Source organism: Legionella tucsonensis (assembly GCF_001468035.1).
Classification (GTDB): domain Bacteria; phylum Pseudomonadota; class Gammaproteobacteria; order Legionellales; family Legionellaceae; genus Legionella; species Legionella tucsonensis.
This window is the reverse complement of sequence record NZ_LNZA01000004.1, coordinates 16,097-36,008: the sequence shown is the minus strand read 5'-3', so window position 1 is coordinate 36,008 and position 19,912 is coordinate 16,097. Positions and strand designations below refer to the sequence as shown.

The window sequence follows — 19,912 nt, the reverse complement described above, 5'->3', positions numbered from 1 at the left end:
ATAAAAATGATTTCAATGTTTGCAATCCCCAATTGTGATACTGTGAAAAAAGCGCGTGCCTTCTTAGAGAAAAATAAAATTGAGTATGAATTTATCGATTTTAAAAAATCCCCGCCAACAAAAGAACAAATAAAAGCATGGAGTGATTATTTAGGTGAGCTTCCTATCAACAAAAAGGGAATGACGTATCGAAAATATAAAGATCATTATGAAGCATTGAGTCTATCAGAAAAAATAGATTTTATTATCGCAAATACCTCGCTTATCAAGAGACCTATTTTGGTAAAGAATAGCAAAACGATCGCAATGGGTTTTAATGAAGATCAATATAAAGAACTCATAACAAACTCCTAAGCGTGAATGGAACGAAAATTGTTTTTGTTAACAAGCCTAATTTGCTTTAGGAAATGAGCCGATTATTTGTTGTTTTTTTCTCAAGGTACAGAGCTGCAGCATGAACATTTCTCATGGGCGTAATAAAAAGGTTGGTATTTGGTATATAATGCGCAAAGTGTTTATATTTTGTTGAGATTGTTATGCGCTCTATTTTTGGTGGACAATATGTTTTTTATTATGACTTTCCAACTCACGCTGATTTAAGTTTGAGTCCACTTGCACCTCAAGAGACATATCCTACAGTTGCCTCGGAAGAAGACAATTATGTCGTTGAATGCAATCGTTTCTCAGAGTATATGAAAAAGCTAAAAATTCAATGTGACGATAAAATGACATGGATGATGAGTGCAGTTCCCGCTGCATTAGAAGAATTAGAAGATGTGATTTCTCTCAGACAATTATGTGAGTATTTTAATACCAGTGAATATTGGAAAAAAAATGGTGATTGGCCTCAAGATGTAACTGAGGAGCAATTAAGGGCATTTAACATTACAGTTCTAAGAAATTGGCTTTTCCAGAAAACTGCGCGACATTTTTATGATCAGAATCAAGAAACCCTTCCAAGTTTAAATGAATATAAAATGCAACTGATTATTAATCTGGAGCAATTAAAGCAAGAATTATTCGCTTTAGATGTACTCTATTTAATGAAAGCAAACCTTTTAATGCAAGAAAACCTTAAGACATACTTGGTCAACTTTTGGAATATTTCTAACCCCAATAGTAGCCCCAATAAACTCGATGTCTTTAATAGTTCTGCTATTGCAAAGATGATCAATGAAAAAGAATTAATTCCAGATAATATCCCATTTATTGTTTGTTCAAACAATTTTGAATATTGGCAACAAATACATCAAAGATTAATCAATGAGATAATCGTTCTAATAAATTGTTCTATCCTTGATGAATTGAAAAAAAAATGTGCCGAATACGACTTTAATATACCTTTTGAGGAAGTGTATAAAATGCACTGGCCTACCTCCAGACGTCTTGATGACAATACTCCGCCATTACGCTCAATATCTGAGATAAATGAGTTTATGGAAAAAATAGCTCTTGCGGGGCGACAACGAAATAGAATGATCGAGGAAAAAAGGGAAGAGTGGAGCGGTTCGCCAGCAGGATTTGATGTTGCTATGGAACGAGCCCAATCCCTATTAGGCTCTAAACAAGCAAATAATGAAGAATTTATGCAAATACTTGCGGAGCAGTTGAAAAAAATCACAGACGAAGACCATGTTATCGCGTCACTTTCATTGGTTAATACAAACCCTATACAAATAGTAAGCCAGGTGCTGCAAGATGAACGAATTGACGAGGTAGCCGAGTTAGCTCCTGTAATCGTTCGTGATATTCAGCATGTTATTGAGCATATGCCTGATAAGCCTGCATCAGTGGATCACACTAAAAATCTTCAGGCACTGGATCAGTTTGTGGTTAGTGTTCGCTCAGCCTGTAATCGCGCAGCACTTATCGAACTTTATGATCGTTTGGAGCGTAGTACAAATAAAGAAATAGCCGAAAAAATGATTGGCAATTGGGATGTGATCGGAACTGATATTCGCGATAGTGCACGAATGATGACGGAGTCTGATAAACTTCGAATTATCGCATATGCTCAAGGGAAAATGACAAAGCAAGAATACGACGAGGAAATGTCCAAATTAAGTATAAAGCTTGAACGAGGCGAAGTCACGGCTCAAGAAGAAGTGGTGATTAAAATGTTTCCTAAGCTTAAAAAAGCACTCACTCGGTTGCCGAAGGAATATATTCAGGACTTTTCTCTGGTGTTAAAGAAAGCATTCGTGCATCAACAAATTACCCACCCCGAAAAATTCCTCCAGAATCCGCATGAAGCCGCTGTTTTTTCCGCGCTTGCCTTAGATTCTAGCAAAATTAAAATGAATAAAGAGCTTGTCCAGCAAAAAATCAAGCATGTGATACAAAACGCGGTGCTTAATGGCCAGGAAGAAAACGAGATCCCTACCTTGAAAGAGTTGCAAGATCAGATTGAACTTATAGCCTTGAAGGAAAAGATTCTTGCTGCTGGTGGTGTGCCTTCTTTAGCTCCTTTGATTCATGTATTAACTAAAGCAAGACAAGAACACATTACAACAGCAACTCATTTGTTGGAGCAAGAATACGAGAAATGCAAAAAAGAATTGGGTAACTCTAATGAAAATATTCCTCAGCACATTGACAGCGCTTTGCAGCGATCAAAAAATAAATTGTTGCGTTCTCTTAGTCGCTTTATCGATCAAAAAATTAAAGACAACAAAGAGAATCTGGCCGTATTAACCGATCAGTATGACAAAGTAAAAGAGATTATTTCACCCCTCAGTGAGCAGTCTGCGAGTAAAATGCATGCCCTGCTGTTAGATGATGTTAAAAAAGAAATCGAATTTTTTAAGCAGTGGGGTGATCCCATTCAGTATGAAAACATTCAAGGATTTATTGGGGGGAGTGATGAGGTCTTAGGAGCTGGTGCATGCCAAGCAAATACCTATAGGTTAATTACTCGAGAAATGAGCAGTTTAGGTAGAAATCAAGTACTTTCCGATTCTCAATGGAAAGCGGAAGTGAATATCTCTCCACAAGATCGCTACAATCAAGCTTTGTATCAAGTACACTCAGGAGAAGAAGCGAACAATGGTTTATCGCAAGCAGTGTTAAAACGGCTTCATCTTAAGAAAATTCAAATACTCGATAAAGATTCGCATTTTGCTGATGAGCCTGCATTTACTTCGGACTCCATTTATCAGATACTGTTCCGAGCTGTTACTCAGCAACAGAAGTCAAAATTAAAAAATTATGGAATTGTAAAAATATCCATTGGACATCATTCAGTTAAAAAAGATGGAACCCAAGACACAGAACACGCATCGTGGGGGCATGCAATCTATTTGCGTTATGATTCAAAGATAAAAACCGCTTATTTTTATGATCCCAATCATGGACGTAGTATTAATTTTTACACCTGGAAAAAATTAGAGAATGATGTTGTGTTTAAAAACATGGGTCAGAAAGAACAGGATGAGGCGGTGCTCAATTACATGCTTTTGTGTTTCTCGCAAATGATTGTCAATGATTTTAATAATATTAACACGGTAAGATGTTTTGAAATGGAAATGGATTTTAGTATGCTGGATAAGCTATTTTCTGCCGGTAATACCCTTATTGGCGGGTTAAATAATTTCTTTAAAAAACAAAAAGAAAAAGTACCTGATAGTCATATAGGAATTCTTGCCGAAAAACCTAACAGTCCTTAGCCTGGTTGCACGTAACAGAATCTTCTACACATCGCTGAAAAACCAATCCAGCTCTATTCCCGACGTCCTGCCCCGCGAACAAAGTCGTGGAGCTAGGGCGCAGGCAGAGATGTGATCAAGAGATAGTTGCAAGCAACCCAGGATTTAATGATTTACAAGCAATGTTTATTGGGATTTCTCTTCATACAAAGATTGGCGAAATAGTATCTTAAATCGGATACGAAGATATCTCCTTCATTTTCCATTACAAATATTCTTTCAGGTTGCAACTCAAGATAATTGGATGCCTTTAAAATAGAGTAATAAACTGCTCTTGCATAGGAGGAGATCCATTTGTCTAAAAAGGGTAGAATCATCTCGGGATCGTTAGAATAAAATCGTTGATAAATATCAGCGATTAATTCCTTTCTCATGTCGAAATTACTTTTAAAATAAAAATTGTTTCGATCTTGGCGATAAAGTGTTAATGGAGGTCTATCGGGGTTGTTTTTTAAACCTGCATTAAGGTTCATCGATATAATAAGCCCTCTGGCATTTTCAATGTGTAATGTTGTGGCATTGAATAAATTGTAGCCATTGTATTCTTGCAGATAGGCCTTTAAATAATCAACGGCTTTATCCGTTAGTGGATCAAAATAACTCTGAATCGAAAAATTTACCGCGTATTGTTCTGGGCTATCCTGATCATAGCCACAGTTGACATAAGTATTGTAAGTAAACAGATTGGGAGAGATTTTTTTTGAAAATATGCGGTCGATTTCATCTTCCACTTCCTCGCAACTGAGTTTAAATCCCTCAATGTTACCGCGGACACGAACGATTTGTGTAGGAAAATCAATGGTTCTTTGGACCATTTGCTTCAGGTCAGGTAGTTCGTGTTCATTACTATAATGCCTGCTTACTGTATTTTTATTCTTAGGCAAGGGGGAAAAAATGAGACCTTCTGAACCGCTTTCAGAATGAGCAAAAACAAGAAGGGGTGATAAAAACAATGCTCCCAATAAGTAGTTTACTTTCATAACAAACTCCTTTTTTAATTAACCTGAATTCCATTATGATTATTTGATTAGAAAATTGTTGGCAATTACACTAATCTGATATGACGCACAGCATATCTTATCTGGTTTGCAGAACAGATTCTATGGATAATAAGTGCAAACCATGCATCGTTCTCCTTTTGCATTAGAGTTTTTCTTGAGTTATCCGGATTTTGTTTTTGATTCGTTTTTCCTGTAAAAATTCTGTAGCTATCGATTATAATTTAAAGAACAAGGACGGTAAGGAGTGATAAACATGGGTAGACAAATTAAAGAAAAAACATCAAAACATCACAAAAGCCCTTTATGCCGCATAAATAAACCGGAAGCCTCTTTAAGCAATACCAAACAAACGTATGACCGGATTGCCTGTGTTTTTCAAGGAGGCGGCGCATTAGGGGCTTATCAGGTCGGTGCATTTTGCGCCATTCATGAAAAAGGCTACCATCCTAATTTTCTGGCGGGGGTATCTATCGGAGCTATTAACAGCGCGATTATTGCAGGAAATCCAAGAAACAAGCAAATCGAAAAATTAACCTTATTTTGGAATACGATTGTACCCCAAATATGGACTGATGTATTTTATGATGCTGAAGTTCCCAATTTGTTACATCATTTACATAACCGCGTGGGAGCCATGCATACAGTATTCAATGGTCTGGATGGTTTTTTTAAACCTCGTCCCTTTCCACCGACTCCGTTAACTTATGATACACCTGATAAACTTAGTTATTATGATACATCATTTCTCAAAACAACTTTGGAACGTTTAATCGATTTTGATCGCATTAATGATAAAAAAGTCACCCTATGTTTGGGTTCAGTTAATGTAGCATCCGGAGAAATGGAGTTTTTTAATAATCAAAAAATTACCATTACACCAGAGCATGTTATGGCAAGCGGCGCGCTTCCTCCAGGATTTCCGGCAATTAAAATTGGTGATGATTATTATTGGGATGGCGGGATCTATGCGAATACGCCCCTTGTGACAGTGCTCGATGCTTTACCCGAATTGGATACTTTATGTTTTGTGGTAGATTGTTTCAGTCTGCAAGGACGGCTGCCGCAAACCATGGATGAACTTGAAGAGAGGCAAAAAGACATACGTTATGCCAGCCATTCACGTCGACTCACTAATGTTTATACCAGCCGCCAAAACTTGCAAGCAGCCATACAGTTTTTAGGTGAAAAATTAAGTCCGGAAGCAAAGAAAGATCCTGACGTTCAGAAAATACTTGCATTGGGGCATAACAAGTATTTCAGTGTGGTGCATATTATTTATCGGGGCACTCCCTTTTCCCATTCGTTCAAAGACTATAACTTCGTTCGCTCAGCAGTTAATTATCGTATGAAAACAGGTTATGAAAATGCGATGGAGGTTCTTAAAAATCCTGTATGGGAAAAAAAATTAGATAAGCCTATGCTTTGCTCCATTTACGGCGTTCCCCCTGATTATTTTGAACAACATTAGAGCTCTTGCATAACCTGTAGATTTTGCTTTAGTACAAGGCACAAAGGGTTCGAGGAGCGGAGTTTACATGGAGTAAATGAGCACCGGAGAACCCTTTGTAACGCAGCAATAAAGTAAAAGATGCAGGTTATGCAAAAGCTCTATTAAAAGCTTGATGAATGGGCATGTAAGCTACTGGACTACAACTCTCATTAACTTGGGCTATCAGTTTTTTCTTGATCTCGTCTATGAAGGAGGGCGGTAATTTTGATACTTAATGCATCAGGAGTAAATTTAGCGGAGTAAGCGAGTATTTTATTTATGATGCCGGGAATAATAAATAGTTTGTTTTTCTTAAAGCCGCGATAGGCGGCTGTGGCGATTTGCTCAGTAGATTTTATCCCAATAAAACCTCTAGCTAACAAGCTATTTTCCATTCCAGCTTCTTTAAAAAAATCTGATTGAGTAGGGCCTGGACAGAGAATTGAGAGAGTAACTCCAGTCCCTTTTAATTCATAAGCCAGGGCTTGCGAAAAAGAGGCTACATAACTTTTGGAGGCGTAATATACCGCCATAAAAGGACCTGGTTGAAAGCTTGCGGTAGAAGCAACTTGGAGTATCTTACCTTGGCCTTTGTGAACAAATTTTTTGACAAAATAATAAGTGAGTGTAGTCAATGTCGCCATGTTGAGCTGCATCAACGTATTTAAATATTCTGCATCCATAGAGACGAAGTCACCCAGATAACCTATGCCGGCATTATTCACTAAACAATCAATTTCTATATTAAGGGCCTCGATTTGATTGACTAAATTAACAGCTGAGCAGGATTCGCTGAGATCCAATGCAATGACATTTACTTCGACTGAATACTTTTCTTTGATTTGCAAAGCGAGTTCTTCCAATAAACTCTGATTTCGCGCGGTTAAAATTAAATCATGGCCATGACGTGCAAATTCAAACGCTAATGCTTTGCCAATTCCTTTCGAGGCACCAGTGATGAGAGTAATCATTTTTTAAAAGTGGCTGAATAGTATTCTTTTTATTATATGACTGTTGGCCAATAAGATTCAAATTTTCAGGTTATACATACTTCGTATACATATTCAGTCTCTTATATAGGCCAAATAATCCACCCAATGGTTATGATTTGATTCAGCAGTTTCAAATTGGTTAACAAATCAGTATAATTGCCGTTTTTTTACTCATCATGGTGATTGCAATGGCAATATTGGCTGTTTGTGGACCTATAGGTAGTGATTATAAGGCGTTTAGTGAGCAATGTTATTCTTTATTAAATAAAAAGCGCACTACGTTAATTGATGGTTCTGCTTATAATTCTATCGATTCATTATTAGCTGCTATCGAGAGTGCGCAGGGTGATATCATAGTTTTTGGATCAGATATTTTTTTGGATGAAAAATTACGCGCAAAATTTGATGTCAAGGTGTTTCTTGAATTGGATTCCGATCTGTGCCTGAGTAACTATTTAAAATTATCCGCTTCAAGCACCGCATTTAATCTTGAAAAACAACTGGATAATTATTTGAGCCAGATTAAACCTCTGAATGAAAAAATAAGAGTATCTTCCAGATTTGCTGCTCTGCGACGTCCACAGACAAGCTCAAATGATGTATTAATTGACTTGTTGATTAATGCAGAAGAGAAAACTTTAAAAGAATGCCAAACTCCGCCTGATTCTCTACCCCGAGATATGTTTTGGCAGCCTGCATCTGTGGATAAACAAACAAGTACCAAGGATAAGACTCCTTCAGATAAATACACAAATCCGAAGAACATCAATTAATCTGATCTAAACGTATATCCTGGTTGCTTGCAACTGAATCTTCTACACTCGTTGAAAATCCAGTCCAGCTCTATTTCGACGTCCCGCGGCTTGTCCGCGGGATCTAGAAGATTAGCCCTAAAACACTGGGACAAGCCGTGGGGGCGTAGGTAGAGATGTGATCAAGAGACGGTTGCTTGCAACCAGAATCTATCAAATAATTCCTTGATCCAAAAAAATTGTCTTAAGGTCTGAAATTATAAATTAATATCCTGAGAAGTTATATTTATTTCGTCTCCAGATTGTCTTGCGACAACAAGAGTATATTCGGGAACCTCAAGCCAAGTAGTTGTGTCCTCAGTCAAAGGTTCAGAAGCGATAATAATGCTTTTTTTAGTGCCTTCTTTCATTTTGTATTCATTATCATATAAACCATAGCTGTCTCCATAGGTATACCATAATGAATGATAGCCGGAATGGGCGGAGGGAGATGAATCATCGGGTTCTGGCCATCCATAATCCAGGACAAATCGGGTGGCAGCAATAAATTCGCCATTCGTTATAAATAGATTAACCGGTGAATTGATTTTTATATTTCTTTTTTGACGAATACGATGCAGTATTTTTAAAGTTTCAATAATTGCCTTAATAATCTCTTCAGTTTGATAATTTCCTATTGGATTGGGTAATTGGGATAAAAAAATAGAATAAATCCATTCACTATCCGTAGTTCCGTGAATATATTTTTTATATTTAGGATCAATGTATTCGAGTAAATCGTAACGCATTATTTCAAAATTGCTTAGCGATCCATTATGAGCAAGCACCACATTCGATCCTGAAAAAATAAATGGGTGTACATTTTGGTTCGAGATAATTTGTTGTTCATGATAAGAAACTCCTCGTAAATGAGCTAACAGACAATAAGGCGAAATTTTCGAGGCGAGGTTATACAGATTGCCATCGTAAAAAGGCAATTGCGTTGTTTTATACAAATAAGGCAATTGGGAATTATATGAAGTACGGTCCCAGGCTGCCATACCAAATCCTGCCAGATTAAGTAAATAAGACATGTATTTTGGATTATAACTTTGTTTGATAAATGAATTATCTGGCTTATAGAGCAGCTCTTCAACTACGATCGGTTTACCAAGGTAGGTTAATATTCTGCACATATCATTTTACCTGTTATAGTTCTCTATATGGAGTCTTATATCCAATTTATCAATGGATTTTTTCAGTGCTACCAGCGAGCCAAAAATTAAATAAAACAGTTTATACCAAAGTTGAAGATTGTTTTCTTTAATTTTTTTTATGGCGGATTCAGACAGCTTGCATAAAATGGTGTGTTCGCAGGTAACGTATGTAAAATTAAACGGTACCTTATTTTCAATGCAACCAATGCTGGCAATTAATGTTCCAGGACCAATCACCGACAGTTTAGCGAGTTTGCTGTCTTGTATGATGCATGATTGAATAGCACCATAAATAACCAGATAGCATGAGGCAGTGTTATCTCCTTCATTGACCAGTTTACAATTCTTTGGGGCATTCAAAATAACGAAATTTTGGAGCAAGGTATCAATTTCATCTTGAGTAAATGATTTAAATAAAAGTAGATTTTCTATCTCGCTCTTATCGATATTACTTTCTTCAAAAATAGTTTTCTTGGGTTGATTTAATGAATAAATAATTCTTTCAAAAAATGACAAACTCGTCATATCCGAATTAGAAATAAAAGAAGTAATGATGTCATGTATGGTTTTTAAACGGTTACAAATCTGTTGTCCAACAACTTGTAATAACTTATATCGTGTTTCCGGAAAATCATCAGCAAGTAATTCAAAGTAACTACTCGATATATATAAACAGCGAACCGTGCCGGATGCTATAAACGATGTGGAAGCAGGTGTATTCTCAATAAAACTATTTACCGAAAAAAAATGACCTGGCTGAAGCGTTTCCATATTAGTGACGCCTTCGCTCATTATTTGTGCGATTACACGAACTGTACCTTCAAGAATGACATAGATTCCATCTGTTTTTTTTCCTTGATGCAGAATTGTTTCACCTGAGGCGAATGAAAAGATTTTAACGTATTTAATCAGAAGCTCCAGCTCAAGTGGGCTCAGGAAGTCTCCTATACTTTGTGTCAGAAGCTTTAACTCGTTTTCATCCGATGCAATAACCATGTTATCCATTGATATATCCTTAGTAATGATATTCTTGCTGTTTCATCTCTTCGGACCATATTCTGCATTGCTCTTCAACAACTTTAGGTAAGGAACCAACTTTTTTCAATATGTTTAATAACACAAAGGAATCATTAATTTTATCTGTTGCGTCATTCAATAACTGATCTACATAGTCAGTATTACCTAATTGACTCGTATATTTTTTTATTTTCTCAGCCGTATCAAATATATCGTCAATAATTAAACCATGCTTCATTGTATATGGATTAATAAAAGTACCTTCGAACCCATAGCGGGACGCTTCAAATCGGTTTTGGTTGTAGAGGTAATATAAATCATTGCCTACTTGTGTAGGCCGCTCTTCCAATAAATAAATGGCTAGGGGCTGAATGTAGGCGGTAATTAAAATGGCTTTTTTGATAGTTAAGGGTGCATCAAAAACCCTAATTTCAACCGTGCCAAATTCGGGCTTGGGCCTGATATCCCAATAAAAATCTTTCATGGATGTGATAACATTCAGGTCCCGCATTTTATAAAAATAATCAGAGAATTCTTTCCAATTAATTAAATAAGGTATAACACCGCTTAGTGGAAAGGCATTAAACATTATAGAGCGGGATGAACAAAAGTTGGTATTAACACTCTGATAAAAAGGTGAAGAGGCTGATAGTGCAATGAATTGAGGGACATATCGCGAGAGCGCGTGAGTAAGATAAAGTGCGTTCTCTGGGTTTCCGCAGCCTATATGGATGTGCTGACCAAATTCGGTAGCCATTTGGGATAAAAATCGATATCTCCTTGAAATATTTTTATATCTTAATGTCGGGAATATTTTCTGCATGGCCCAGCTTTGAAAAGGATGACTCCCTCCACCACAAATAGCAATCCCAAGACTAGATGCTTGCTCTAACAAATAGGTTTTCAATTCAAATAATTCCTGTAGCATGGTTTGTGGTGACAGATGAATTGATGTATTAATTTCAATCATACTTTGCGTTATCTCAGGTTTTATTCTTACCTGGTGTGACCCGGTTTTAATATTTCTAATCAGATCTTTGGCTTTGGAGATTAATGAAAAGGATTTGGGATCAATAAGTTGAAGCTCTAATTCAACTCCAATTGTTCCAACTGAAGATTTTTTGAAGCGAAGATTTCTCATAAAATCTCCTAGAGAAATAAATCCTTTTGGATTAATTATAATCTATGTAAAAAATACTGCTGGGATTTATTGAGATATTATCTATAGAAATTCGCTCTGGATTAATGCTGATTTTCAGCTTCTATACTATGCTTATTTTGAAGTTTATTGTCTTTGCTAAGTAAACTTGAATTATTGCTAAGTCCAAGCACCTTGACACCGTGTAATTTGTAGTCCAAAGTGATTACTAATTGATCATTCAAGGATGGCAATGGATATTTTACAGTGGTTAGCTCATCTCATCAGCTTCAATTCTATTTCCAACACTGCGAATTTGGAGCTCATTGAAACAATTGATGACTGGTTTAAATTAAATCAAATTCATTCTCAAATTATACCCGGACCGACAGAGTCCAGAGTTAATTTATTTGCAACAATTCCTGCGAGTAATGGCCAAACAAAAGGAGGTATTCTTCTGTCAGGTCATACTGATGTGGTCCCTGTAGGGGGACAGGTATGGAATACAGATCCTTTTGTTGCCACAGAGTCTGATAATAAAATTTATGGTCGTGGTGCATGTGATATGAAGGGATTTCTTGCCGTTATTCTTGCTCTTGTACCTGAGTTTAAAAAGTTAAAACTATTGAAGCCGATTCATTTTTCATTTACTTGCGATGAAGAAATAGGTTGTGTTGGAATAAACTATGTGCTTGATTTTTTAAAAAAAAATGATATTCGGCCAGAGGGTTGTATTGTTGGTGAGCCTTCTAATATGCGACCAATAATAGGTGGAAAATCCAGAAAGCTTTATCATTGTCAGATACAGGGAAAAGCAGTTCATTCTTCTCTTGCTTTTGAAGGATGTAATGCAATTGAGTATGGGAGTCGTTTAATTTCTTATATTAATTCTATTGGTCGTTATGTAAAAGAAAACGGGCCATTTGATAATGATTTTGATTGTCCATTCAGTACGATAACCGTCAATATTGTCAGTGGCGGTAATGCAACAAATGTAATTCCTGGAGTTTGCGAATTTATTCTTGAAGTGCGTTATATCCATCAATTTCCCATTGTAAATTTTCGCAGTCAAATTGAAAATTATGTTAATGATGAACTGTTGCCTGAGATGAGAAAAATCTATTCTGAAGCTATGATTTATTTTGATGAAACTTCTGATGCACCAGGATTTTGTGCTTTTGAAGATTCATCCATCATGAGAATAGTTCGTGCAGTGACTGGAATTAAAAAGCGATTAAAAGTTTCTTATGGAACGGAAGCGGGAATAATTCAAAACGCGAATATCCCTACGCTTATTTGTGGTCCTGGTGATATTAAACAGGCACATAATCCTAATGAATTTATAACAATAGAACAACTTGACCTCTGTGAAAAAGTAATGAAGAATGTAATCACTTTTTTCTGTGTTGATTCTCAAAGTAGTGGCAATGTAAACACACCCTAGATTTATTGATTACGAATTCGATAAAAATAACAAGCCATATCCTTATAATGCCCCTTTTTATAATACTTCATCCCGCATTTTTTCATGACTCGGAATGAAGCGGTATTCTTCCTATCGGCATAGGCGATAATATAATCCGTTTCTATATGTTCCTTTGCCCAGCGCAGAAGCGCTTTTAATATTTCTGTAGCATATCCTTTCCGCCAAAATTTTTGATGTAAGAGATATCCTACTTTTATTTCCCCTGTTTCGAGCTGGTTGAAATAGGATTCTCCTACAAATTCATCATTAGATAGCTTAAAGATAACAAAACAGGGCAAATGCTGCTCTTTATAAGCAACCAGACATTCATTAATGTAATCCTTAATGTCTTGATCGTTTAAAAGACCTTCAGGAAAAAACTCTTTAACTGCAGGATCTCTTTCTATAGGTTTTAAGTATTTTTCATCCCCTTTTTTAATTAAGCGTAAACCAAGATGTGGGGTTTTTATCAAATAGTTTTCCATAACGTACCTGCAATATAGGATGAAATATATATATATCTTAGTACACTAATGATTGTAATAATGATCTTTTTCCCACTTTTGTCTCTTTAATGCAGAAAACATATATACTTTCCCCCGCGAATAAAAATGATAGAAAATAAGACAAGAAGAGCTAAAATTAAATGAATACCTGATGGAGTTTTATCAGATTTTTGTTAAAAAATGTTTCTACCTAATCTTTAAGGAGCATGGAATGCAAACAAATCGAGGTGTTATTTATATCGGTAAAGGAACGGTTCAAGTTAATTCAATTGATTTCCCAAAATTCGTTAATCCTAAAGGGAAAAAAATTAATCATGCAGTGCTGCTCAAAGTGATATCTACTAATATTTGTGGTAGTGATCAGCATATGGTGAGAGGAAGAACGACAGCGCCGGTGGGAATGGTTTTAGGTCATGAGATTACAGGTGAAGTGATTGAAGCAGGATCAGATGTCGAGTTTATAAAGGTAGGCGATCTTTGTTCCGTTCCCTTTAATGTTGCATGCGGACGTTGTAAAAATTGCAAGGAACAATTCACGGATGTATGTCTCAATGTAAATGATCTGCGTGCTGGAGGTGCTTATGGCTATGTTGATCTCGGAGGATGGATTGGTGGTCAAGCAGAATATGTCATGATTCCGTATGCAGATTTTAATTTATTAAAATTTCCTGATAAAGATCAGGCTCTAGCAAAAATTCGTGATTTAACGTGTCTTTCCGATATTTTACCTACGGGTTATCACGGTTGTATCAAAGCGGGTGTTAAATCAGGATCAACTGTCTTTATATCAGGAGCAGGTCCTGTTGGTCTTGCTGCAGCTGCTTCTGCATTTTTTCTTGGCGCAGCCGTTGTCATAATTAGTGATGTCAATAAAGACCGGTTAGCTCATGCTAAAAGCTTTGGCTGTCAAACGGTTAATCCCTCCTTGGACGCATCTATGTGCGAACAAATCCAACAAATTTTAGGGGTACCTGAAGTGGACTGTGCTATTGATTGCGTTGGGTTTGAGGCGAGAGGTCACGATGCAGATGGGGAAGCGATTGAGGAGCCTGCTGTGGTTTTCAATCAATTAATGGAGGTAACTCGGGCAGCTGGTGCCATTGGGATCCCCGGTTTATATGTCACAGAAGATCCAGGAGCTGTAGATAAAGCTGCAAAAAAAGGTATTTTGAGTTTACACCTCGGTACGGGTTGGGCAAAATCACTGTCATTTGCCACAGGCCAGACGCCGGTAATGAAATATAATTATGGTTTAATGATGGCTATTTTGAACGACCGACTGCCAATAGCAAAGGCCGTCAATGTTTCTGTTATTACTTTAGATGAGGCTCCCCATGCTTATGTTGAATTTGACCAAGGAGCTCCTAAAAAATTTGTTATTGACCCTCATAAGTCTTTTTCATAAGTCTAAAGCGTTCATAGCGTATTTTCTTCCTGGTTACCCTTTATCCATGCAATGATAGCTAAGGGGAACCTGGAGTGATATACCAGAACTAATACCCTAGTAGATTCTTATAGTACACCACCAGTTTTGTAACAATTACATACTATGACTGCATGTTTAAGTTGAGAAGATAGTGAATTGTTCTATACCTATAGTATAGAGTTTGAGAAAAGGATTTTAACTATGAAAAAAATACACGTGACTGAGGATGAAATTGTAAATGCTGCGCTCTCTCTAGCTGAACAGACTTCATGGGAGAATGTGAGATTATTTGATATCGCCAAGCAGCTTAACGTTAATCTAGAGGATATTCGTTATTGTTTCCGTGAAAAGAATGAATTAGTAGATGCTTTTTTTGATAGGGCAGACAAGGCAATGCTAACGACAGCAGAGCAGCCAGAAATGATGGAGCTAAATACTCCAGAGCGTTTACATAAACTCTTAATGTCTTGGTTTCAAGTACTGCAAAGCAATCGCAATGTTGTGAGACAAATGCTTTGGTCCCAGTTGGAGGTGGGGCATATTCATGTGCAATTGCCCGCACTTTTGCGAGTGAGCAGAACAGTACAATGGTGGAGAGAGGCGGCTCAACGCTCAGCAACTTATTCCCGCCGCGCTATTGAAGAGACAGGGTTGACCCTCATTTTTCTATCGACCATGGCTTATTGGTCACAAGACAATTCGAAAGAGGCCATCAATACCAGCCGGTTTTTACAAAAAAAGCTTACCCAGGCACACTGTTTAAAAGAAACGGTTAAGGATTTATGCGGTCTTGCACATGGATGTGATTCGAAGCGCGAGATGAATTCTGGTGATACCCAGATTATATTTCGTTAATTTTGCAGGATACTGAATTTGCAGTTTGGGGCCAAAAATGTATCCTCCTCCCTTATTTTATGGTGACCTTGCTGAAGATTTCTGCAACAAGATAATCAAGTTGGGATGAGGTCACCTCTTCAAGGTACTCCACTTGTGGTGTAGGTATAACATCCACCAAGATTTCAGTTGATTTTTTACGCGCCAATTGTTCCTGATATTCAATACTAAACTCTGTTCTTATTTTTCTACTTGCTAATTCATCCATAAATTCCTCACTAAAATCAGCCAACTGTTTCTTGCGAGCAACTTCCTCAAGATACTCAGAGAAAAATTGTTTTTTTAACTTTTCCTCCATTTGTGCTGAGGTGATTTCAAGTTCGATACGCTCCGTTCTTGCAGCTACTTGCATGCTGGAATCAACTCCTAAATGTGACGCTCCTTTAGCTGTTATAATGCACCGAGGGGCATTATTTAGGCCAATGACATGACCTTTTCCCAGGCTGCCGGGATCGTAGGTAAAATGTTGGCCATTGGGCAGAAGCAATCTGCTTCCTTCTGCATGAGCCAGGCGTCCTTCTATCCAATCAAAAATCTGTTCGGTAGCTTCATGCCCCCCTCGAAAGCCTGATTTTACCTCATACAACTTGAGAATTTTTAAATTACCTTTTTCAATGACAGCAATTATATCATCAGCAAATAATTTTTCTGGATTGAGTTTTCCATTTTTCATTAATTGAATTTTAAGACCGCTAATCAGTTTGGCATCAGGTACGGTTTTGCGAATTTCATCAAGATGTTTTAGTTTGATTTCCTTGGAAAGAATTTCAGCTAAATTCCCTTTAAGAACATTGAAACTTCCCTGGCTGACGGAGGCTGTGCGAATTCGATAATTTTTTAGTACCTCTTTGGGGTTAATTCCTGCAAAAGTAGTCGGAAAGAAATCTTCAAGTCGTTCTGTAAGTTTTTGGGGTTGCTTAAAGAATTTCGCTAATAATTGCATGGCTTCGTCATCAGACAAATTCATGGGACGTGGAACCTCAAAATTATTAATAAGACGCTGTGTTTGTCTTAGTTTATCCTTGGCGCGTTTTATATAGTCGTTGCCTAAAAAACCTTTAAGTAATTTGATTGCTTCAGGATTTCGCGTTTTACCCATGGCCCATTTGCGAGGGCTTTCTGGATTTGATTTACCTTTGGTATAGGCACGATAAGCCTCTTGTAACTCACTATGCATAAATCCCGTACCATCCACATTGAGCAGATCATCAATAGTAGGTGGTTCACTTTTAATTTTTTTATAGATTCTGCCCAGTTCTTCCACTTGTTGTGCTGTAGCTGCTAGTCCTTTTTTGATTCTTTTTTCAGTTTCACGAATTAGTTTAGCATCTTCTGCATTGATTCCACCCTTTTTTATTTTTTCAAGTATTCGCGCTGTTTTTTCTGCCCTACGTCCAAAAGAACGCCTTAATATAGAAACACTGCGGGCAGCTCCGCTGGCTGCAAAAGGAAGCAGTGCACCGATACCAAGTATTGCGATTTCTGTACTCGATAATTTTCGGCCATATAAATCACGACCGCTATACCAACCTTTGGTAAATTCAACAATATCAACCACGTCACCAATAGCAGGTACAAAACGAACGGCCAAATCGATGGCTGTTAGTTCAGGACTAAGAATTATAGGCTGGATAATTGGAATTGTTTTCGGATTAATCCGTTGCCAATAGGACTTAATCTCATTAAATTTCAGGCCTTGTGTGGGTACATTAGCTATTTTTTCTGTTTCATAAATTTCAAAAAAATTCACTTCACTTGAGGTTTTTTTGCCTCCGAGTAATACATTGCCGGGAGTATAATGAATGGGTTCTCGTACTAATTCGATCTTAACAGCAGGTGTTTTCACTATTTCGAGCAGAGGAAGATTACTAAATTTATTTCCACGCTTGGCGCCTATACTTCCTTTTGCATTAATCTGGAACGCAAATTTTGCATCTGAATGCACTTGATCAACCTGGTTTAATAAATCTAAAAATTCTATATCACCACTATGACGTGGTACGGTAATAATCAAATCCTGCTTTGATTGCTGATGGCGAATAATAATTCCATTATTCAGTGGTGAAAGCGTAAAAAAATTACTGGGGGAGATCGAATACAGATACCATTTCTTAAGATCCCCAACATCTTTACCTTGTGGCGGTTCAGGTGGATTGACCTGGAATTCGCCAAGCAAATGATGGGTATTGAAATCAGTACCAATGGTGGGTACGAGTTCAGGATCTTGTATTCTAATAATCTCAATTAGAGGATAAAATAAAGTGGGTTCATAAGGCTCAGGTGGATATCCGTTTAGTGTAATACTTATACCAGGTCCTACTATGAGTTTAAAAATAGCATAAGGACGATCAGATATAGGTTCCAAATATTGATAGTAAGCTGGCATTCGTCCTTTAGCCTGTGCGCCAGGTGAATCACTGAGTTCAATAACCAGTTTTTTTCCACTTAAAATATAGATAAAACTCAATTTGATTTTATTCTTACTTATTTCGGCCGAGAAATTTTCGTAAGCACTCATATTCTTATCCTATTGTTTGAAAAATCCCTCTAGAGGACTATAATTGTTCATTATGGACTAAAAAGACTCAGGATGAGACATATTAAAATGATGAAAACAGAAATTTTATTCAAATTCGTTATTATCCGAAATCCTGAGGTTGGGGAATCAACGCCAGGGCCCACCATTAATTTTGATGGCCATCAATGGGTGAATCGCATAACAGCACTGACTACAAATGATGTTTCTTTGGCCGACGCACGTCGTCGTGTTTCCAATGATTTTATGGATTCATCCACTTATTTTTTACGTGCCCCCAATTGGCACCCTTTTTTAGTTCGGCAAGCAGAAGTTCAGCGTTTTTTGAAAATCTCTGAAAATAAAACCCAATTTAAATCCTTTTTCAATCCCTTATTAAAACAAATTAATTCGAGTTTTAATTCCTTGGAAGATTTTGTAGGGAGTGCGGAATTTAAGCAGCTAAAAGAACTATTATGGCATAGCTATTACAGTAATGTTGCCTTAATCGCGCGACGTGCTCAAGATCGCCCTGTAATCGAATTCTGGCTTAGATTCTGGCATTTTTTAGAGCGATTGGTAGTTGGAGATGACTTTAACGATTTAATCAATGACTTTAATAAATGGTCTTTTGCTGTACCCAATGAATTAGTGCGGGCAGTAAAAACAGAAGATACTAAAGAATCTGAGCAGAATGAAGATAGTAGCTTAATCCCAGTGAGCGTCAGCAATAAAATTGCAGAAACAAGAAAGGCAATCGCTCAATTACAAGCAACGCGTACACAAATCGTCAAAGTATTTCATGCCAAATTAGCTGAAGCTACAGAAAAAGAAGAATCAGAAAAAATGAAACCTATTCCAGATTCTGGGGGTTCAATCAGTACTCGAAAAGCGCCCTGGATTCTAACGGCTAAGGAAATTGGTAGTGATGCGGCAAAGACTTTAGAGCGGTTGGGGATCTCTCTAGATATTCATGACGCAACTCAACTCAGTGCCTTATTAGAAAGACAAGAAGCCGAACTGGAGAGTGAAGCTTTTAAATTAGAGTATACAAAACGAGTTACCTTGGTTAGAGGTGTCCCTGTAATGGTACGTAGAAAGGAGGCATCAAATGACCAAACCAAAGATTAAACCCATTGGCATTGCCGATTTAAAGGTAGTTAAACAAACTCTCGTTCGCTATGCTGCTGGAGAAGTTGCTCATATCGAGAATGTCATGGCGACAGAAAGCCGTGGTCGTCATCACCGTCGTTTACGACAGATGGAAGAAACCATAACCAGTGAGTTTGAACGTACGGAAGAGAGTAAACGTGATCTACAAACGACTGAGCGATTTGAAATGCAGCAGGAAACTCAAAAAACCATCCAATCTGAAACGCGTTTTCAGATAGGTGCCGAAGTTTCGGCTGGGTTTGGACCCGTGCAAATCGGTGTCTCAACACAATTTTCCACCAGTAATTCCAAAACTGAGTCTGATCTTAATGCGATTAACTATGCCAAGGAAGTGGTAGAGCACTCCTTAGAAAGCTTGGTTGAGCGTGTCCGGGAAGAACGAGTAATCCGAACTTTAGATGAATTTGAAGAAAAAAATTATCATCAATTTGAGAATACAGATGGTGATAATAAAAGTGGTATTTATCGTTGGGTTGATAAATATTACCGGGCGAAAGTGGTGAATTATGGAAAACGCTTATATTATGAATTTATGGTACCTGAACCCGCCGCATTTTATATTTTTTCACGGCATCATACGCTTGACAATGAAATACTACCTGAAGAACCCTTGCCGCCCGTTGATTCTGTGTCAAATAAACCTT

15 protein-coding genes and 1 pseudogene are annotated in these 19,912 nt (G+C 37.3%); 9 read left to right on the top strand and 7 right to left on the bottom strand.

Annotation, left to right across the window (positions count from 1 at the left end):
- Positions 1-6: 6 nt before the first annotated feature.
- Positions 7-354, top strand: a complete 348-nt coding sequence (locus Ltuc_RS12540) for an arsenate reductase family protein (RefSeq protein WP_058521709.1) — start codon at positions 7-9, stop codon at positions 352-354.
- Positions 355-536: 182 nt separating this feature from the next.
- Entirely contained in the window at positions 537-3,665 is a 3,129-nt protein-coding gene (locus tag Ltuc_RS12535; protein WP_058521708.1) for a hypothetical protein, read from the top strand.
- A 152-nt stretch (positions 3,666-3,817) separates the two neighbouring features.
- On the opposite strand, the gene Ltuc_RS12530 is transcribed toward Ltuc_RS12535, so the two are convergent.
- A complete protein-coding gene (locus Ltuc_RS12530; RefSeq protein ID WP_058521707.1) occupies positions 3,818-4,684 on the bottom strand; it encodes an Lpg0189 family type II secretion system effector in 867 nt (288 codons plus the stop codon).
- Positions 4,685-4,958: 274 nt separating this feature from the next.
- Between Ltuc_RS12530 and Ltuc_RS12525 the strand changes: the two genes are divergently transcribed.
- Positions 4,959-6,173, top strand: a complete 1,215-nt coding sequence (locus tag Ltuc_RS12525) for a patatin-like phospholipase family protein (protein ID WP_058521706.1) — start codon at positions 4,959-4,961, stop codon at positions 6,171-6,173.
- Positions 6,174-6,364: 191 nt separating this feature from the next.
- Here the strand turns inward: Ltuc_RS12525 and Ltuc_RS12520 are convergent, their stop codons facing one another.
- Positions 6,365-7,165, bottom strand: coding sequence for an SDR family NAD(P)-dependent oxidoreductase (locus Ltuc_RS12520; protein WP_058521705.1), 801 nt, complete (start codon positions 7,163-7,165; stop codon positions 6,365-6,367).
- 209 nt (positions 7,166-7,374) lie between these two features.
- Here Ltuc_RS12520 and Ltuc_RS12515 point away from each other — a divergent pair, with 209 nt between their 5' ends.
- Positions 7,375-7,959: a nucleoside/nucleotide kinase family protein gene (locus Ltuc_RS12515; protein ID WP_058521704.1), complete on the top strand. Its 585-nt coding sequence runs from the start codon at positions 7,375-7,377 to the stop codon at positions 7,957-7,959.
- Positions 7,960-8,195: 236 nt separating this feature from the next.
- Here the strand turns inward: Ltuc_RS12515 and Ltuc_RS12510 are convergent, their stop codons facing one another.
- The 3 genes from Ltuc_RS12510 to Ltuc_RS12500 are packed head-to-tail and all read right to left on the bottom strand — an operon-like array spanning position 8,196 to position 11,292.
- On the bottom strand, positions 8,196-9,113 hold the full coding sequence (locus tag Ltuc_RS12510) for a class II glutamine amidotransferase (RefSeq protein WP_058521703.1): 918 nt from the start codon (positions 9,111-9,113) through the stop codon (positions 8,196-8,198).
- A 6-nt stretch (positions 9,114-9,119) separates the two neighbouring features.
- Positions 9,120-10,139, bottom strand: coding sequence for a cyclic nucleotide-binding domain-containing protein (locus Ltuc_RS12505; protein WP_058521702.1), 1,020 nt, complete (start codon positions 10,137-10,139; stop codon positions 9,120-9,122).
- Between the two features lie 10 nt (positions 10,140-10,149).
- Positions 10,150-11,292, bottom strand: a complete 1,143-nt coding sequence (locus Ltuc_RS12500) for a YbdK family carboxylate-amine ligase (RefSeq protein ID WP_058521701.1) — start codon at positions 11,290-11,292, stop codon at positions 10,150-10,152.
- Positions 11,293-11,542: 250 nt separating this feature from the next.
- Here Ltuc_RS12500 and argE point away from each other — a divergent pair, with 250 nt between their 5' ends.
- Complete coding sequence (gene argE / locus Ltuc_RS12495) at positions 11,543-12,733, top strand: acetylornithine deacetylase (protein WP_058521700.1); 1,191 nt, start codon at positions 11,543-11,545, stop codon at positions 12,731-12,733.
- A gap of 2 nt (positions 12,734-12,735) precedes the next feature.
- Here argE and Ltuc_RS12490 read toward each other — a convergent pair whose 3' ends face one another.
- A complete protein-coding gene (locus tag Ltuc_RS12490) occupies positions 12,736-13,239 on the bottom strand; it encodes a GNAT family N-acetyltransferase (protein WP_058521699.1) in 504 nt (167 codons plus the stop codon).
- 232 nt (positions 13,240-13,471) lie between these two features.
- Between Ltuc_RS12490 and fdhA the strand changes: the two genes are divergently transcribed.
- Positions 13,472-14,665, top strand: a complete 1,194-nt coding sequence (fdhA, locus tag Ltuc_RS12485) for a formaldehyde dehydrogenase, glutathione-independent (RefSeq protein WP_058521698.1) — start codon at positions 13,472-13,474, stop codon at positions 14,663-14,665.
- A 222-nt stretch (positions 14,666-14,887) separates the two neighbouring features.
- Positions 14,888-15,541, top strand: a complete 654-nt coding sequence (locus Ltuc_RS12480) for a TetR/AcrR family transcriptional regulator (protein ID WP_058521697.1) — start codon at positions 14,888-14,890, stop codon at positions 15,539-15,541.
- Between the two features lie 52 nt (positions 15,542-15,593).
- On the opposite strand, the gene Ltuc_RS12475 is transcribed toward Ltuc_RS12480, so the two are convergent.
- Positions 15,594-18,098 carry a hypothetical protein gene (locus Ltuc_RS12475; protein WP_058521696.1) on the bottom strand — a complete coding sequence of 835 codons (2,505 nt, stop codon included), beginning with the start codon at positions 18,096-18,098 and terminating at the stop codon, positions 15,594-15,596.
- Positions 18,099-18,185: 87 nt separating this feature from the next.
- Here Ltuc_RS12475 and Ltuc_RS12470 point away from each other — a divergent pair, with 87 nt between their 5' ends.
- Both Ltuc_RS12470 and Ltuc_RS12465 read left to right on the top strand, forming a co-directional pair.
- The gene (locus tag Ltuc_RS12470) at positions 18,186-19,226 is read left to right on the top strand and encodes a hypothetical protein (RefSeq protein ID WP_058521695.1); all 1,041 of its coding nucleotides are present in this window, start codon (positions 18,186-18,188) and stop codon (positions 19,224-19,226) included.
- Positions 19,207-19,912: pseudogene (locus tag Ltuc_RS12465) on the top strand (hypothetical protein); the annotation flags it as partial. The gene Ltuc_RS12470 and the pseudogene Ltuc_RS12465, both read left to right, overlap by 20 nt.

What these genes read in the sequence shown, in the direction of transcription:
- Ltuc_RS12540 (WP_058521709.1), top strand. Translation starts at nt 7, where the DNA reads ATGATTTCAATGTTTGCAATCCCCAATTGTGATACTGTGAAAAAAGCG.
- Ltuc_RS12535 (WP_058521708.1), top strand. Translation starts at nt 537, where the DNA reads ATGCGCTCTATTTTTGGTGGACAATATGTTTTTTATTATGACTTTCCA.
- Ltuc_RS12530 (WP_058521707.1), bottom strand. Translation starts at nt 4,684, where the DNA reads ATGAAAGTAAACTACTTATTGGGAGCATTGTTTTTATCACCCCTTCTT.
- Ltuc_RS12525 (WP_058521706.1), top strand. Translation starts at nt 4,959, where the DNA reads ATGGGTAGACAAATTAAAGAAAAAACATCAAAACATCACAAAAGCCCT.
- Ltuc_RS12520 (WP_058521705.1), bottom strand. Translation starts at nt 7,165, where the DNA reads ATGATTACTCTCATCACTGGTGCCTCGAAAGGAATTGGCAAAGCATTA.
- Ltuc_RS12515 (WP_058521704.1), top strand. Translation starts at nt 7,375, where the DNA reads ATGGCAATATTGGCTGTTTGTGGACCTATAGGTAGTGATTATAAGGCG.
- Ltuc_RS12510 (WP_058521703.1), bottom strand. Translation starts at nt 9,113, where the DNA reads ATGTGCAGAATATTAACCTACCTTGGTAAACCGATCGTAGTTGAAGAG.
- Ltuc_RS12505 (WP_058521702.1), bottom strand. Translation starts at nt 10,139, where the DNA reads ATGGATAACATGGTTATTGCATCGGATGAAAACGAGTTAAAGCTTCTG.
- Ltuc_RS12500 (WP_058521701.1), bottom strand. Translation starts at nt 11,292, where the DNA reads ATGAGAAATCTTCGCTTCAAAAAATCTTCAGTTGGAACAATTGGAGTT.
- argE (WP_058521700.1), top strand. Translation starts at nt 11,543, where the DNA reads ATGGATATTTTACAGTGGTTAGCTCATCTCATCAGCTTCAATTCTATT.
- Ltuc_RS12490 (WP_058521699.1), bottom strand. Translation starts at nt 13,239, where the DNA reads ATGGAAAACTATTTGATAAAAACCCCACATCTTGGTTTACGCTTAATT.
- fdhA (WP_058521698.1), top strand. Translation starts at nt 13,472, where the DNA reads ATGCAAACAAATCGAGGTGTTATTTATATCGGTAAAGGAACGGTTCAA.
- Ltuc_RS12480 (WP_058521697.1), top strand. Translation starts at nt 14,888, where the DNA reads ATGAAAAAAATACACGTGACTGAGGATGAAATTGTAAATGCTGCGCTC.
- Ltuc_RS12475 (WP_058521696.1), bottom strand. Translation starts at nt 18,098, where the DNA reads ATGAGTGCTTACGAAAATTTCTCGGCCGAAATAAGTAAGAATAAAATC.
- Ltuc_RS12470 (WP_058521695.1), top strand. Translation starts at nt 18,186, where the DNA reads ATGATGAAAACAGAAATTTTATTCAAATTCGTTATTATCCGAAATCCT.